The 15,081-nt window shown below is 58.8% G+C and carries 12 protein-coding genes and 1 tRNA gene; 6 read left to right on the top strand and 7 right to left on the bottom strand.

The features are described from left to right. On the top strand, window positions 1-970 hold a 970-nt coding region (locus HMPREF9720_RS00805; protein ID WP_009596242.1), incomplete at its 5' end, for a PA14 domain-containing protein. Between the two features lie 111 nt (window positions 971-1,081). Here the strand turns inward: HMPREF9720_RS00805 and HMPREF9720_RS00810 are convergent. Next, window positions 1,082-1,155: transfer RNA gene (locus HMPREF9720_RS00810), tRNA-Ala, on the bottom strand. A gap of 575 nt (window positions 1,156-1,730) precedes the next feature. Between HMPREF9720_RS00810 and trxA the strand changes: the two genes are divergently transcribed. After that, window positions 1,731-2,090 (top strand): thioredoxin, encoded by a 360-nt coding sequence (gene trxA / locus HMPREF9720_RS00815; RefSeq protein ID WP_009596243.1) that lies wholly within the window; start codon window positions 1,731-1,733, stop codon window positions 2,088-2,090. Between the two features lie 508 nt (window positions 2,091-2,598). Here the strand turns inward: trxA and HMPREF9720_RS00820 are convergent. From HMPREF9720_RS00820 to HMPREF9720_RS00835, 4 genes are all read right to left on the bottom strand, one after another. Next, the gene (locus HMPREF9720_RS00820) at window positions 2,599-3,630 is read right to left on the bottom strand and encodes a 2-oxoacid:ferredoxin oxidoreductase subunit beta (RefSeq protein ID WP_009596266.1); all 1,032 of its coding nucleotides are present in this window, start codon (window positions 3,628-3,630) and stop codon (window positions 2,599-2,601) included. 4 nt (window positions 3,631-3,634) lie between these two features. After that, window positions 3,635-5,479: a 2-oxoacid:acceptor oxidoreductase subunit alpha gene (locus HMPREF9720_RS00825; protein WP_009596245.1), complete on the bottom strand. Its 1,845-nt coding sequence runs from the start codon at window positions 5,477-5,479 to the stop codon at window positions 3,635-3,637. A 498-nt stretch (window positions 5,480-5,977) separates the two neighbouring features. After that, complete coding sequence (locus tag HMPREF9720_RS00830; RefSeq protein WP_009596267.1) at window positions 5,978-6,940, bottom strand: NYN domain-containing protein; 963 nt, start codon at window positions 6,938-6,940, stop codon at window positions 5,978-5,980. Between the two features lie 361 nt (window positions 6,941-7,301). After that, window positions 7,302-7,973 (bottom strand): XRE family transcriptional regulator, encoded by a 672-nt coding sequence (locus HMPREF9720_RS00835; RefSeq protein WP_022043543.1) that lies wholly within the window; start codon window positions 7,971-7,973, stop codon window positions 7,302-7,304. A gap of 143 nt (window positions 7,974-8,116) precedes the next feature. On the opposite strand from HMPREF9720_RS00835, the gene HMPREF9720_RS00840 reads away from it, so the two are divergent. Beyond that, window positions 8,117-8,401, top strand: a complete 285-nt coding sequence (locus HMPREF9720_RS00840) for a hypothetical protein (protein WP_014774309.1) — start codon at window positions 8,117-8,119, stop codon at window positions 8,399-8,401. 778 nt (window positions 8,402-9,179) lie between these two features. Further along, entirely contained in the window at window positions 9,180-10,538 is a 1,359-nt protein-coding gene (gene terL / locus HMPREF9720_RS00850) for a phage terminase large subunit (RefSeq protein WP_039939479.1), read from the top strand. A gap of 22 nt (window positions 10,539-10,560) precedes the next feature. Here terL and HMPREF9720_RS00855 read toward each other — a convergent pair whose 3' ends face one another. Beyond that, entirely contained in the window at window positions 10,561-11,109 is a 549-nt protein-coding gene (locus HMPREF9720_RS00855; RefSeq protein WP_039939470.1) for an outer membrane beta-barrel protein, read from the bottom strand. Window positions 11,110-11,379: 270 nt separating this feature from the next. On the opposite strand from HMPREF9720_RS00855, the gene HMPREF9720_RS00860 reads away from it, so the two are divergent. Both HMPREF9720_RS00860 and HMPREF9720_RS14760 read left to right on the top strand, forming a co-directional pair. After that, the gene (locus tag HMPREF9720_RS00860) at window positions 11,380-12,474 is read left to right on the top strand and encodes an NAD(P)H-dependent flavin oxidoreductase (RefSeq protein ID WP_009596251.1); all 1,095 of its coding nucleotides are present in this window, start codon (window positions 11,380-11,382) and stop codon (window positions 12,472-12,474) included. A gap of 273 nt (window positions 12,475-12,747) precedes the next feature. Beyond that, window positions 12,748-13,896 carry an Ig-like domain-containing protein gene (locus HMPREF9720_RS14760; protein ID WP_009596239.1) on the top strand — a complete coding sequence of 383 codons (1,149 nt, stop codon included), beginning with the start codon at window positions 12,748-12,750 and terminating at the stop codon, window positions 13,894-13,896. Window positions 13,897-14,043: 147 nt separating this feature from the next. Here HMPREF9720_RS14760 and tsaD read toward each other — a convergent pair whose 3' ends face one another. Continuing rightward, complete coding sequence (tsaD, locus tag HMPREF9720_RS00870; RefSeq protein ID WP_009596231.1) at window positions 14,044-15,066, bottom strand: tRNA (adenosine(37)-N6)-threonylcarbamoyltransferase complex transferase subunit TsaD; 1,023 nt, start codon at window positions 15,064-15,066, stop codon at window positions 14,044-14,046. Window positions 15,067-15,081 lie beyond the last annotated feature (15 nt).

Consider the following 15,081-nt stretch of genomic DNA (forward strand, 5'->3'; position numbering starts at 1 on the left):
CTCGCTCGCGCGCATCTGTCGCTTCGATATGCTGCCGGACTCGCTGTCCGATGCGCAGAAAAGACAGATCAAAGGTGTGCAGGGCAACCTCTGGACCGAAAAAATCCCCACGTGGTCCCGTGCGGAATATATGTTTTACCCGCGCCTGCTCGTTTTGGCCGAGAAAGGGTGGACCGAGCCGGGCAAGTTCGACGAGGACGCTTTCATGTCGCGGCTGCTGGACTATTGCCGACGGCTGGATGATGAGGGTGTCAACTATCGGATTCCGTCGCTGACGAATTATCATGCTGTCAGCGTCTTCACCGATTCGGTCCGGACTGCCGTCGTCTGTCCGCTGCCCGGTGCCGTTTTGCGCTATACACTCGACGGCTCGGTGCCGACCGTAAACTCGCCGCGTTACGACGCCCCGCTGGTTATCCGCGACGATTGTATGCTGCACATCCGGCCCTACCATGCCGACGGCCGTACGGGCGACTGGATAACCGTCCGCTATGAGAAGCAGGATTATGCGCGGCCTTTGGAGCCGCGGGACACTGAACCCGGTTTGTGCGTCGATTGGTACTTCCGCCGTTTTCCCGGTTGCGACGCGATCGGCATTCCGGAGACTCTTTACGCTGCCGGCGGCCGTTGTGTCGTCGATTCGGTCTGTTTCCCTCGTGCGGCTGCCGGCCGCCGGGCCGTCGGGATGATTTTCCGGGGGTATATCGACATTCCGGCAACCGGGATCTATACCTTTGCGCTCGCTTCCGACGACGGCGCCATCCTGCGTATCGGCGGCAGGGTGGTGGTTGATAACGACGGAGAACATCCTCTGCTCGAAAAGAGCGGACAGGTTGCGTTGTCTGCGGGCCTGCATCCGCTCGAACTGCGCTATTTCGATTACAACGGCGGCGAGATTCGTCTTGTCCTGCTCGGCGACGACGGTGCCCGCCACCCGCTCGATACCGACCTGCTCCGCCACGATCCGTGAGGATTGTATTTTCGGTTTAAAGTCGTGTGATTGTCAATGCGTGTGCGAATTGTTTGCAGGAAGCTAAAAAACAAGGGGTCGCAATATTTTGCAACCCCTTGTTCACAATAGTGGAGAATACGAGAGTCGAACTCGTGACCTCTTGCATGCCATGCAAGCGCTCTAGCCAACTGAGCTAATCCCCCAATGCAGGTGCAAAGATAATCGGATTTTTTTATTTCTGCAATTTACGCTCGGAAAAAATCGCCGAAAATGAATTTTTACCGCAAAATCCGCATCAGATCCGCATCCGGATCGTATCTGGACTGCGGGCAGAGCCGCTCTGGGCTGCATCAGGAGCGCATTCAGATGCGTTCATGACGGTATTCGGACCGCATACCGAGCCGCATCGACTGTGGCGGGACAGCTTCTGAACAGCATCTGAGCTGTAGCCGGCCTGTATACAGAGCTGCATTAACCGTAGCGAGACTGCATCCAAACCGCATCCAAATTGCATCCGATCTGTAGTCGGACTGCATGCAGAGCCGCATAGGGGAGTGCCTTGACGGCCCTCGCCGGATATGTCGCCGAATACGTCGCCGGCTCATCGTTGACGGTCCCCGGATGTCGCCGGGGCATATGAAATCTCCGATTTTTGCGTTATTGAATAGAGCCGGGGCCTGAAGACGATTCGGAAAGCAAGGATCGGAACGGCAGTTGCACAAATGCTCGGCATTGCAGCTTCGGCCGGCAGCCTGCGGCGACTGAAAAACAGCATACTATGAAAGCAATCGAACTGACGACAACGGAATTCCAGACGCGGATTTATGACTTCCGGGCCAATCCGGAATGGAAATACGAGGGCGACCTGCCCGCCGTAATCGATTTTTACGCCCCGTGGTGCGGTCCCTGCAGGATGATGGGGCCGGTTATGGAGTCGCTGGCCGAAGAATATGCCGGGAAGGTCCGCATGTATAAGGTGAATGTGGACAAGGAAAAACGGCTTGCGGCGATATTCCGCGTGCGGAGCATTCCGACGTTCCTGTTTATTCCCGTGTCCGGTGAACCGAAGCACGCCAACGGAGCCATGGAGATCGCCCAAATGCGCCGGATCATCGACACCACGCTTCTCGAACACTGAATTGGTCCACGGCCGCAAGGACACACGGTATGAAGACATGCTTCTTGCCTTTTATGACTTTGCGGAGGGGGGGGGCAGCAGCAGGCTGCGCCCGCTTTGCATAAAACCTCCGCCTTGTTGCGATGGATGCCGTTCGGACGCGGGACCTGTTCTTGCGAACGCTTCTCGAAGCCCTTTCACCCATATGCCTGCTGTCGGAACCAGCGTATGCGGCGCTTTGATTGCCGGAAACGGGAGATATGCTCTGAAATAAGAAACAGCCGGAATTTCCGGCTGTTTCTTATTGAACTGTAACGAATTTTCAGGGACAGCATCCTTACGGGATTGACGCCCTTCCGGAACAGGCTCCCCTCAGCATCAGCATCCTGCCGGGTGTCGCTCTGTCCTTCGGGGGAGGGCCTGCGGACGCACTTTCTGCTGCGTCCCACACGTGGTCCGGCCTGCCGTCTGCGCAGTTTGCCGTCTCGCTATTTTCCGTGGTTCGGTCTTCCGTCCGCGCACTCTTCCGTTACTCGATCTCCCAAGTCGCGCCCGAATGCAGCAACTCGTCCACCGAGTGGATTTTGCTCTGGGCTTTGACCTCCTCGACCTGCCGGGCGACCTCGCGGTCGTAGACCGTGGCGTCCTCGACGGCCCGGATTACACCCAAGGCGACGGGGTAGTCGGGGTACTTCATCGCCGCCAGCATCGAGTGGAGCGTCGTGTCGCGCTGGTGGGCGTCGTGCGTCAGCACGTCGTCCAGCGTGTAGCCGTCCTCACCGACGGTTACGACCTTCAGCTTCATGTTCTCGAAGACGATGCCCTTCTGCTTGTCGGCTCCGAACAGCATCTTCTCGCCGTGGCGCAGCGTTACGGTGCGCTCCGCACGCGTGGCCTTGTCGGCGGCGAATTCACCGTGGGTCTTGTCGTTGAATATCACGCAGTTTTGCAGTACTTCGACTACCGACATCCCTTTGTGCATCGCGGCGGCCACCATGCACTCCTTCGAAAGTCCCACCTCCATGTCCACCGACCGGGCGAAGAACGTGCCCTTGGCGCCGATCACCAGTTCGCCGGGGTTGAACGGCTTCTCGACCGTGCCGTAAGGCGAGGTCTTGGTGATCTTGCCCAGCTTCGAAGTGGGGGAGTACTGGCCTTTGGTCAGGCCGTAAATCTCGTTGTTGAACAGAATGACGTTGAGGTCCACGTTGCGGCGGATGGCGTGGATGAAGTGGTTGCCGCCGATGGCCAGCGAGTCGCCGTCGCCGGTGGTGACCCAGACGTTGAGCCGCGGGTTGGCGACCTTGACGCCCGTCGCCACGGCGTTTGCGCGGCCGTGTACGGAGTGGAACCCGTAGGTTTTCATGTAGTAGATGAAGCGCGACGAGCATCCGATGCCCGACACGAACGTGAACATGTTGTGCGGCGTGTCTGTGGCGTCGGCTATTTCGGGCAGCGCGCGCTGCACGGCGTTGAGGATGGCGTGGTCGCCGCATCCGGGGCACCAGCGTACCTCCTGATCGCTTTTGAAATCCGCTGGGGTGTATTTGTATTCTGCCATGGCGTTACTTCAATAAGGATTCGAATTTTTCTTTCAGTTCTACGATCGTGAAGGGCAGGCCCTCGCACTTGTTGTACTGTTCGTAGCGGAACTCCTGCAGGTTTTGGCGCAGGTAGTTGGCGAACTGACCTTCGTTCAGCTCGCAGACGACGATCCGGCGGAACTTCGCGAAGATGTCGCGCACGCCGTGCGGCAGCGGGTTGATGTAGTTGAAATGTGCGAGCGACACGCGTTTGCCTTCGGCGCGCATCTGATCGACGGCGTTCTGCAGGTGTCCGCGCGTTCCGCCCCATCCCACGACGAGCAGGTCGCCTTCCGGGTCGCCCCATACGGTTTGTGCGGGAATGTCGTCCGCGGCCTTGGCCACCTTCGTAGCGCGCGTCGAGACCATCTTCTGGTGGTTGGACGGGTCGTGCGAGATGCAGCCTTTCACGCAGTCTTTTTCCAGACCGCCCACGCGGTGCTCCAGTCCCACCTTGCCGGGGAACGCCCAGCCGCGGGCCAGCTTTTCGTCGCGCACGTAGGGCATGAATCCGCCTTCGGGCGCGTCGTCTACGATCGGCGGCTGGATTGCCGGGTAGTCCTTCATCGAGGGAATGCGCCACGGCTCCGAGCCGTTGGCGATGAAGCCGTCGGTGAGCAGGATCACGGGCGTCATGTGCTCCATCGCCAGCCGTCCGGCCTCGAACGCATAGTGGAAACAGTCGCTGGGCGACGATGCCGCCACGACGATCACCGGGCACTCTCCGTTGCGGCCGTAAAGGGCCTGCGAGAGGTCGCTCTGCTCGGTTTTGGTCGGCAGACCCGTCGAGGGGCCTCCGCGCTGTACGTCCACGACCACCAGCGGCAGCTCGGTCATCACGGCCAGTCCCAGCGCTTCGCTCTTGAGCGAGAGTCCGGGACCCGACGTGGTCGTCACCGCGAAATTGCCGGCGAATGCCGCGCCGATGGCGGTGCAGATGCCCGCGATCTCGTCTTCGGCCTGCACGGTCTTCACGCCGAGGTCCTTGCGCTTGGCGAGCTCTTCGAGAATGACCGTCGCCGGAGTGATCGGATACGAACCGCAGAAGAGCGGCAGCCCGGCTTTCTCGGCGGCGGCGCACAGGCCCCATGCCGTCGCCACGTTGCCGTTGATGGTGCGGTAGGTGCCCTTTTCGAGCGGCGCCGGGGACACGGTGTAGGTGTTGGCGAACTGATGGGTGTTGGCCGCATAGTTATAGCCCGCGTCGATAGCCAGCTTGTTGGCTTCTGCCACGACCGGATTTTTCCGTGCGAATTTGGTCTCCAGATATTTGTATGCGTACGCTTCGGGACGGTCGAAGAGGTAGAAGCAGATGCCCAGCGCGAACATGTTCTTGCACTTGACCACGGCCTTGTTGTCCAGTCCGGTCTGCTTGAGCGCTTCGCGCGTCATCGACGTGATGTCGGGGATGACGACGTTGTATTCGTCCAGTCCGAGCTCCGCGATCGGATCGAGCGTGGCGAATCCCGCTTTCTTGAGATGCTCTTCGGTGATCGAATCGCCGTCGATGATCACCGTCGCGCCCTGCTTGAGCCATTTGCGGTTGGCTTTGAGCGCTGCGGGGTTCATGGCTACGAGCACGTCGCAGTAGTCGCCGGGGTTGAGTTCGCGGTGACTGCCGAAGTGTACCTGAAATCCCGATACGCCGGCCACGGTTCCCTGCGGCGCACGAATTTCGGCGGGGTAGTCCGGAAAGGTCGAGATGCCGTTTCCGAGCAGGGCCGAAGTGTCTGAAAAGAGCGTACCCGTGAGTTGCATGCCGTCTCCTGAGTCTCCTGAGAAGCGAATCACGACATCCTGCAACTCCCGTACATTGGTTTTCTCCATGTCTTGTTTCGGATTAGTAGGGTTTAGAAAAACAATATTGCAAATATATAAATTTATTGTCAGTTTGTTCCCCGGAGATGACTTTTTTCGGGGTTTTCCTGCGGCTTTTTTGCGGGGAGTTTCGGTTTTTCGGTGATAATATGTGCGGATTCGGCGGATTCCGGCTTTTGTTTCGTTCGGAAAACGCCCGTTTCTGCGCGAATCCGAAAGCGGGGAGTTTTTTAATTTTTTTGGAATGCCGCCGTCCAGTGTCGAAGAACGGGAAGGCGTGATCCGTATGAATCATGCGAAGGCGCTTGCTGTCGCGTTGGACTGTTGATTTGTTTCGATACTCAGACCGCCGGGCTGTTTTGCCCGGCGGTTTGCGTATTATGGTCATGGCAGGGGCGGAACGGTTCCGGCCGGCGGAAAATCCCGCAAGTTCTTTTTGCCGCGTAATTGTGCGGCTGGGGTTGAGGAGTATCCTTCCGCCGGACGGGTGGTCGGCGGAAGGAGCGTTTACCTTGTTCTGTTCCGGACGTAAATGAACTTCTGCTCTTTGTTTGCGGACAGTCGTTCTTCGGTTTCGATTGCCTCGGAGAGGGCTTTCACCAGCAGCGAAAGTTTTTTGTAACCGTAGTTGCGGGGGTCGAAGTCGGGCATTTTCTTGGTCAGGACACTGCCGACGATGCCGAGGAATGCCCAGCCGCTGTCGTCGGCGGCGTCTTCTATGGTATTGGCGAGCAGGTCTTTGAAATCGTCGTCTATCGGACGGATGATCGATTGGGACTGCGCAGGGTCCAGAGTCTGAGCCTGAACCGTAACCTGAGGCAGCTCCGAAGCGGGAACCACACCCGGAGTCTGTCCCGGAGCCGGAGCGGTTTTTTTGCCTGCGGCGGCTTCCGGCGTTCCGGGGGCCTGCGTGTCAGACGTCTGACGTCTTTTGGCGGATGTCTTTTTTTGTGCGGCTTTCGCTGCCGGGGCCTGTGTCGCAGCCGGAGCGGTACCCGGTGCAGGCGCAAGTGCCGGCGTCGGAGCGGCAGGCTGTCCGAGAATCTCGACGTAGATGAATTTGTCGCACGATTTGATGAACGGTTTCGGCGTTTTCTTTTCGCCGAAGCCCAGCACCTCGCGGCCCGATTCGCGGATGCGGCTCGCCAGACGCGTATAGTCGCTGTCACTCGATACGATGCAGAAACCGTTGACCGACTCCTTGTGCAGGATGTCCATCGCGTCGATTATCAGCGCCGAATCCGTTGCGTTCTTGCCTGTGGTGTAGGCATACTGCTGAATCGGGGTGATCGAGTTCTCCAGCAGAATGCTTTTCCATGCCGCGAATTTCGGATCGGTGAAGTCGCCGTAGATCCGCTTGATCGTCGGCGTTCCGTAATTGGCTATTTCGTCGAGTATGTCTTTGATTTTCCGGTGTGAGATATTGTCCGCATCGATCAGCACCGCGAATTTTTTATCGGAGAGTTCCATATTGGGTCGTCTTTGTTTCCGGCAAGATACGAATTTTTTCCTCAGGTTGTTGCTCCGGTTGGACCGTTCCGGTCTTTTCGGCTTGTGTTGCTCTGTTTGTTCTGCTCTGTTTTGTCCTGTTTTCCAGCCGCCGTTTCGCTGCCTTTTGGGCGGTTCTTCCGCATTTCCGCATCGTTCCCGTTCCGAATTTTCGTTCCCGGCCTTTTCGGATCCCGTCCCGGCTTCTCCCTGATCTGCCTCGATTCTTCTCTGATTCCTGCCCGGTCCTTTCCCGGCCCCACCCACACGAATGCCTCCCCCCCCTCGGATTTTTACGGCGTGAATTTTTTGCGGGCCTTCGGTGCCGGTCAGCGGGCCGCCGCTATCGGATCGAATTCATCCGGATGCTCGCCTTGACCAGCGCGATCGCGCGGATGCGGCTGAGCGCAACCTCCTTGTCGGCGTGGTGGGGATTCTGGCTGACGAGTTTGACGTAACCCTCGCGGTCGGATTTCTGGATGTATTTCACCGTGACGTACTCTTCGCCGTCGATGTCGATCGACAGCAGGTACATGTCGCCCCAGAATATGTCGTCGATGTTGCCCAGTTGCTTGTACAGCACGATGTCGCCGCTTTTGAGCAGCGGATACATCGAGTCGCCCACTATATATATCGCGCCGTCGCATTTCGGCAGGTTGGGGATGTGGATGAAGTTCACGGGTTTGGCCTGCGCCTGATCCGTGAACAGCGGCACCAGTCCCGCCGTCCCCTCGATCGAGTAGAGCGGCACGCTCTGCAGCGGCAGCGAATTGTCCGTGCGGAGTCTGTAGGCCGTCAGGTCGGGTTCGGCGTTGAACATGTTGCCTTTGCCGCTCTCCAGCCATTCGGGGTTTACGTTCAATTCCTGAACCAATATGTTGCGGTTCCGGGCCGAGAGTCCGGCTTTCCCCGTTTCGATCATCGAAAGGGCCGCTTTGCCGATGCCAAGATGCTGAGCCAATTGTTCTTGCGTCATGCCCAGCTGTTTTCGTATCAATTTTACCCGCGTGTTCATAGCTTTTAATCGGAAAATTTTATATCAAAAAATTGTATTTTTCGATTGGAAATTCAAATTTTGAACCTATATTTGTGCTGTAAAGTTAAACAATTTATTTGTACATGCAAATTATTTTGCAAAAATCCTGCTAATTATCAACTATGTATTCGGTTTCACCTGAACTTTATCAAGAGGTGGCGGCGCGTTTGGCGGATGCTGTCGACGGGGAAAACTACTTTTCGGGATCGCTCGCATTCCGTTTCGGCGATACGGACTGCCGCTTTACGGCGTCGGTCATCGTCTACCGGACGCGGCTCTCGCAGCCCGAAGGCGATGCGGAGCCTGTTTCGGACCTCGTGCCCGTATGGTGGGAGTTTCACACCTTCTCGGCGGAGGGCGAAATGCTGAACGACTTCGATTTTTCCGAGATGAAGCGCTTCGTCTGATCGCTGCCGTGGGCATGTCCTGCCGCCGGTGTGCGCAACCGCCCGGTCCCCGTTTTGCATCGGGCCGCTCCCCGGCCGCAGGCCGTGCGCCCTCCGGCTCCCCGCCTTGTTCGTTCCGGCATTTATCCTTCCTTGGTGCGGCGCAGCCCGCCGGAACGCTCTTTTTCTCTCCGAACCTCCCGCCGCGGCGCCGCGCATGGGTTCAAAATTTCTACAAATGGTCTTGAAATCCAAATTGTCCTCTGCGGAAGCCGATTCCGCAGAGGTTTTTGTTCCGGCCGGCATTCTCGCGCCGGATTATCCTGCGAATTCTCTCGCCGGCGAATTTTTGCTCCGCGATTCGTTTTCCGGCGAATCACTTTCCGGCGAATCACTTTCCGGCGAATCACTTTCCGGCGAATCTCTCCCCGGTGAATCTCTCGCCGGTGATCTGCTCCCCGGCTCCGATGTTTTGACTTCCGGTGCTTGCGGCTCACGTGGTTGCGGCACCGGTTCCGCTTTGTCCGGTTCCGCTTCGTCCGGTTCCGCTTCGTCCGGTTCCACCCCGTCTGATTCCGTGCTTCCCGATTCTGCGCCGTCGGATTTCGTTCCTTCCGGTTCTGCTCTGTCCGGTGCAGTTCCATCCGATGTTGTGCCGTCGGATTTCGTTCCTTCAGGTTCCGCTCACTCTGCTTCCGCCTCCTTTTCCTCGCTTTCCGGCGTCACCTCGGCAGTTTCCGGCCCGGCGGACCTTCCTCCGTTCGAGCGGTTCGCCCTCGGAGTCTATCCCTTTCTGGAGTTGCAGCCTTTCCACCGGGCCTATTACCGCGTGCTCGAAGCTTTCGCCGCGGGCCGTGTCCGGCGGCTGATCGTCACCATGCCGCCTCAGCACGGCAAAAGCGTCGGCGCCACGACCCTGCTTCCGGCCTATGTGCTGGGGCTGGACCCCGATCAGCGCGTGGCGATCGCCTCCTATTCCGGGGCGCTGGCGTCGAAATTCAACCGCCGTGTCCAGCGTATCATCGAGTCGCGCGAATACGCCGCGTTCTTCCCCGCGACGACCATCAAGCAGGGTTCCAAGCCGCCCAGCTATATCCGCACGGCCGACGAGGTCGAAATCATCGGCTGCCGGGGCGGCCTGCTTTCGGTGGGCCGCGAAGGTTCGCTCACGGGCAACCGCGTCGATTGTTTTATCCTCGACGACCTCTACAAGGACGCCCTCGAAGCCAATTCGCCGCTCATCCGCGCCAACTGCTGGGAGTGGTATACGTCGGTGGTCCGCACCCGCATGCACAACGCTTCGCGTGAGCTGATCGTCTTCACCCGCTGGCACGAAGAGGACCTGATCGGCACGCTCACGGCCCGCGAACCGGTCGCGGAGCTGAAGGAGTGGGCGCAGCTCGACGGCCTGCCCGCCGACACGTGGCTGCATCTGAACTTCGAAGCGCTCAAATCCTCGCCGCCGACCGGAATCGACCCGCGCATGCCGGGCGAGGCGTTGTGGGAGCAGCAGCAGGGCCGCGCCCTGCTCGAAGCCAAGCGGCGGCTCGATCCGCTGCAGTTCGAAAGCATGTATCAGGGGCATCCCTCCTCGCGCGAGGGGCTTTTATACGGGCTGAATTTCGCCGAGTACGACGATCTGCCGCACGAGATCGTCCGCCGCGGCAACTATACCGACACGGCTGATACGGGCGACGACTACCTCTGTTCGCTCTCGTACGCGGTCGATGCCGACGGGGCTATCTACATCACCGACGCCGTCTATACGCGCGAACCGATGGAGGTCTCCGAACCGCTGGTCGCCGAGATGCTGCTGCGCTCCGACACGCGGCAGGCGGCCGTCGAGAGCAACAACGGCGGCCGCGGCTTCGCCCGCGCCGTGCAGTCGCTCTCGCCCGGCGTGCGCATCGAATGGTTTCATCAGGGAGGCAACAAGGAGGCCCGCATCCTCTCCAATTCGGCCACTGCGCTTCACCTCCTGCGGTGGCCGCGGGGATGGAATTTCCGCTGGCCCGAACTCTACGCCCACCTGACTACCTACCGCCGCCGTTTCCGCGCCAACCGCTGGCACGATGCCGCCGACGTGGTGACGGGCATCGTCGAACGCGAAGCCGCCGACCGCAGCCGGAGCCGCGTGCGGGGCGTGCGGTTTCTGTAGGTCGGGATCGGGTTTTTGCGGCCTAAAAGTAGTATTTGAAACCGACCGTCGGGCTGATTCCGAGCTGGAAAGAGACCCCGTTCACACCCGTTCCCGAATATGACAGGTAGCTGTAGTCCAACGTCAGAAGGCTGACTGAGAGTCCGATATGGGCCGACGGCCTGATTTCGAACGCTCCGAGCGACAATCCTGCATCGAAGCCGTATCCGCTGGTCCCGTCCGTCGATGCGAACGCGAATCCCACGGCCAGCTGCGGCGTGTAGTAGAAGCGGTCGCACAGTCTGACGTAATAGGCGAGGCTGGGACCTGCCGTCAGCCCGTGCGTCGTTTCGCCGTCGGATGAAATCAGTTGGTAGCCGATCGAGCCGCCGACGCGCAGTCGGTCGGATGCGAAATAACCGAATTCGGGTGCAAATCCGAATGTCGTCTGCGATGCGGAGGAGCCGTCGATGCTGATCGACGTCGTCGTTATGCCGATTATTCCGCCGACATATTTGTCACCCCTGCTTTGGGCGGAGAGGGTCGGAATACACAGCATAAGGGCCAGAGCCGGAAAGAGAAGTTTTTTCATGCTTGTCGATTTAAAGGTTAGCGGTTGAGTGACGTTTGCGCTTCCAAGTTAGAAAAAAAAGCGATATCCGCCGTTTTTTTGCCTGTAAAAAATGCCGCTTTTCACTTCCGGACAGCCGGCCGGCCGCGGCTTCCCGCCCCGAAAAGGCAGCCGCTGCGGCGACGCAATGTGAAGCCTGCGTTAAATTATCTTCCCGTGCGGAACCAATCGCCTCGATTTTTCGTACCTTTGGCCCCATGGTTATTTAGTTCGCACTAATCCCAATTTAACATGAAAGCATTGAAAATCGGAAATTTGCTCGCCACCGTCCCCATCGTGCAGGGCGGCATGGGCGTAGGCATATCCCTCTCCGGACTGGCTTCGGCCGTTGCCAATCAGGGCGGCGTCGGCGTCATTTCGTCGGCAGGTCTCGGAGCCATCTACAACAACTATTCGAAAGACTACCGCGCAGCCTCGATCTGGGGGCTTAAGGAGGAGCTTCGCAAGGCCCGCGAAGCCACGCGGGGCATCGTCGGCGTAAACGTTATGGTCGCCATGTCGAACTTCGCCGACATGGTGAAGACCGCCGTCGCCGAGAAGGCCGACATCATCTTTTCGGGCGCCGGCCTGCCGCTCAACCTGCCGTCGTTCCTCACGGAGGGCGCCAAGACCAAGCTGGCCCCGATCGTGTCGTCGGCGCGTGCGGCGAAACTGTTGTGTCAGAAGTGGTTCTCGGAGTACAGGTACATTCCCGACGCCATCGTCGTCGAAGGCCCCAAGGCGGGCGGTCACCTCGGATACAAGGAGGAGCAGCTCGCCGACGAGCATTTTTCGCTCGAAGCCCTCGTTCCCGAAATCGTCGCCGAGGTGCGCGCTTTCGGTGCCGAACACGACTGCCATATTCCCGTCATCGCGGGCGGCGGCATCTACACCGGCGAGGATATCTACCGTATCATGCAGCTGGGCGCCGACGGCGTGCAGATGGGCACGCGCTTCGTGACCACCGAGGAGTGCGACGCCGATCCGGCCTTCAAGCAGACCTATCTCGACGCCAAACCGCAGGACATCGAGATCATCAAAAGTCCCGTCGGCATGCCGGGACGGGCTATCCACAGCTCGTTCCTCGATAGGGTGAAAGAGGGGCTTAAACGCCCCAAGAACTGTCCGTTCGACTGCATCAAGACCTGCGACGTGACGCACAGTCCCTACTGCATCATGCTGGCGCTCTACAACGCATTCAAAGGCAAGCTGCAGAACGGCTACGCCTTCTGCGGCGCCAACGCATGGCGCGCCGAGAAGATTCAGTCGGTGCGCGACCTGATGGCCGCGCTCAGAGACGAGTACGATAACTTTTCGCTGAAGGAAAAACTCTTCGGCGCAAGATAAGCCCCCTCCCGGTTTGCCGGGATAATATTTCGGCAGGCGTTTCCGGACGCCTGCCTTTTCAGCCCCTAATTTATTAGGGGCTTTTTATTTGACCGTGAATTTTTTCCGGCATCCGCGTTCCACCGGGTTGATTTTTTGTTATATTTGACTCCCGGTTAGGTTATTGATGGTGTTTTGCCGGACGATCATCGAAAACATTACTGGGCTTTTTGTCGTGAGTCCGGAGAGACTGCTGTCGGTACTGCCGTATTATTAATTCTTAAAACTTGGTTTATGAGAAACTTTTTAAGGAAGTCAGCTTTGCTGACGGCTGCATCGCTGGTGTTTTTCGCCTGCGACGACGATGAGAAGAAGGTCCCCGAAACGGTCGTGACGCTCGACCGGACGGAATTGAATCTCAATGTCGGGTTTTCCGAAACGCTCGTAGCGACCGTTACCCCCCCCCTGCAGGACGGCGTAGCGGTAGTTTGGTCTTCTGACGACGAGGTAGTTGCGACGGTCGAGGACGGTGTCGTCACCGCTCTTGCCGCCGGTGAGGCCACTATTACCGCCAGCGTGGGCGAGAGCAAGGCGACCTGCACGGTGACGGTGGCTTACGTTGCGCCGAAGATCGGCGACTATTACTATTCCGACGGTACGTGGAGCGACGGCGGACTGGTAAGCATCGAGGCCGACGGACTGAATCCCGTCTGGGCCGACACCAAACCCGCTCCCGTCGCCGGTAAGACCGTTATCGGCATCGTCTGCCAGACGGACGAAAACCGGATCGCCGCCGGCGACAAGGAGAAGGGCTATACGCACGGGTATGTCGTAGCTGTAAAAAATGCCCATAGCGCCGACAGCCAGACGGTTCAGTATTCTACCGACAATGATTTCGCAAGCACTCCGAAAGCGAAAATCGCAAGCACGTGGTATGGCAATGTCAATGGTTACGAAGAGACGATGAAAACCGTATCCGATTATGGACCGAACCTTGCTACATGGTGCCCTGCTTTCGATTTGACGGTTAATAATTTCTCGCTCCCGGCTCCCGAAACGTCGAGCGGCTGGTTCCTGCCGAGCACCGGGCAGTTATGGGATATGGTGGCCAATCTCTGCGGCCATGAAGCTGCTCTGCTTCTGAAAGAGTGGCAGACTTCGAGTTACAATGTCTATTACGGCTACAACTCCGAAAATGTAAGCTATGACGTGATTGCGAAATTCAACGAGACGCTTGCGATGATTCCCGCCGATCAGAAGGAGGAGCTGTTCGTGACGGACGGCACCCATTACAATACCTGTACGCTGTGGGCTACGACCTGCTTTGAACCCGGCGAGACGGCATGTATCATTCATATCGGCGGTTCCGAGAAACATCTGGTGGAGCTTATGTGCGAGTATATCGATTACGACGGTATCGCCCGTCCGATCCTTGCATTCTAACATAGATCGCTTTTGCGGAAGTGCGGAGTGTTTTTCCGCCGCTTCCGGACCTGCTCCCGGCCGTTCGACCGGGGGCTTTTTTGTGGCCGGCTGCAGCCGGCTCATGCGGCTTCGGCGTCCGGTTTCTGCCGTTTCCGCGTCCGGCTCCTACAGCTCCTGCAGCCGCGCCACGGGCGAGACGGCGAGCGACGAGAAGTCGCCGTGCTGGTAGCGGTAGTAACCCGCCATGGCGATCATCGCGGCGTTGTCCGTCGTGAACTTGAATTCGGGCAGGAACGTGCGCCAGCCGCGCCTGCTGCCCTCTTCGACGATCCCGTTGCGCAGTCCTGAGTTGGCCGAAACGCCGCCCGCGATGGCGATGTCGCGGATGCCGAGGTCCTTGGACGCCCGCACCAGCTTGTCCAACAGGATTTCGACGATCGTCCTCTGCAGCGAAGCGCAGAGCGAGGCCTTGTTGTTCTCGATGAAACCGGGATCGTTGGCCACGGCGTCGCGCAGCGTGTAGAGGAACGAGGTTTTTAGCCCCGAAAACGAGTAGTCGTATCCGTCTACGTGGGGCCGTGCGAACCTGAACGCCTTCGGATCGCCCTCCTTGGCCAGTTTGTCGATCACCGGGCCGCCGGGGTAGGGCAGTCCCATCACTTTGGCACACTTGTCGAAGGCTTCGCCCGCGGCGTCGTCGATGGTCGTGCCGATGATCTCCATTTCGAGGGGAGAATCCACGCGCACGATCTGCGTGTGGCCGCCGCTCACGAGCAGGCAGAGGAACGGGAATCCGGGGTGCGGCAGCGCGCGGTCCTGAAGGTCGATGAAATGCGAAAGTATGTGTCCCTGAAGGTGATTGACCTCGACCATCGGGATGTTGTGCGCGATGGAAAGCCCCTTGGCGAACGACACGCCCACCAGCAGCGAGCCCAGCAGTCCGGGGCCGCGCGTGAAGGCGATGGCGTCGATCTCTTCGGGCGTCAGTCCGGCCTCCTTGAGCGCCGTGTCCACCACGGGAATGATGTTCTGCTGGTGCGCCCGCGAAGCCAGTTCGGGGATCACGCCGCCGTATTTGATGTGGACAGCCTGCGAGGCGATGACGTTCGACAGCAGCACGTTGTTGCGTATCACGGCGGCGGATGTGTCGTCGCACGAGGATTCGATGCCCAGAATAGTAATATCCATGCGGTTTTTCGTTTT

This window comes from Alistipes sp. HGB5 (genome assembly GCF_000183485.2).
GTDB lineage: Bacteria > Bacteroidota > Bacteroidia > Bacteroidales > Rikenellaceae > Alistipes > Alistipes finegoldii.

Excerpts from the sequence above, each read along its gene's own strand:
- HMPREF9720_RS14760 (WP_009596239.1), top strand. The coding sequence starts at position 12,748 with ATGAGAAACTTTTTAAGGAAGTCAGCTTTGCTGACGGCTGCATCGCTG.
- HMPREF9720_RS00855 (WP_039939470.1), bottom strand. The coding sequence starts at position 11,109 with ATGAAAAAACTTCTCTTTCCGGCTCTGGCCCTTATGCTGTGTATTCCG.
- HMPREF9720_RS00860 (WP_009596251.1), top strand. The coding sequence starts at position 11,380 with ATGAAAGCATTGAAAATCGGAAATTTGCTCGCCACCGTCCCCATCGTG.
- HMPREF9720_RS00830 (WP_009596267.1), bottom strand. The coding sequence starts at position 6,940 with ATGGAACTCTCCGATAAAAAATTCGCGGTGCTGATCGATGCGGACAAT.
- trxA (WP_009596243.1), top strand. The coding sequence starts at position 1,731 with ATGAAAGCAATCGAACTGACGACAACGGAATTCCAGACGCGGATTTAT.
- HMPREF9720_RS00835 (WP_022043543.1), bottom strand. The coding sequence starts at position 7,973 with ATGAACACGCGGGTAAAATTGATACGAAAACAGCTGGGCATGACGCAA.
- HMPREF9720_RS00820 (WP_009596266.1), bottom strand. The coding sequence starts at position 3,630 with ATGGCAGAATACAAATACACCCCAGCGGATTTCAAAAGCGATCAGGAG.
- tsaD (WP_009596231.1), bottom strand. The coding sequence starts at position 15,066 with ATGGATATTACTATTCTGGGCATCGAATCCTCGTGCGACGACACATCC.
- HMPREF9720_RS00825 (WP_009596245.1), bottom strand. The coding sequence starts at position 5,479 with ATGGAGAAAACCAATGTACGGGAGTTGCAGGATGTCGTGATTCGCTTC.
- HMPREF9720_RS00840 (WP_014774309.1), top strand. The coding sequence starts at position 8,117 with ATGTATTCGGTTTCACCTGAACTTTATCAAGAGGTGGCGGCGCGTTTG.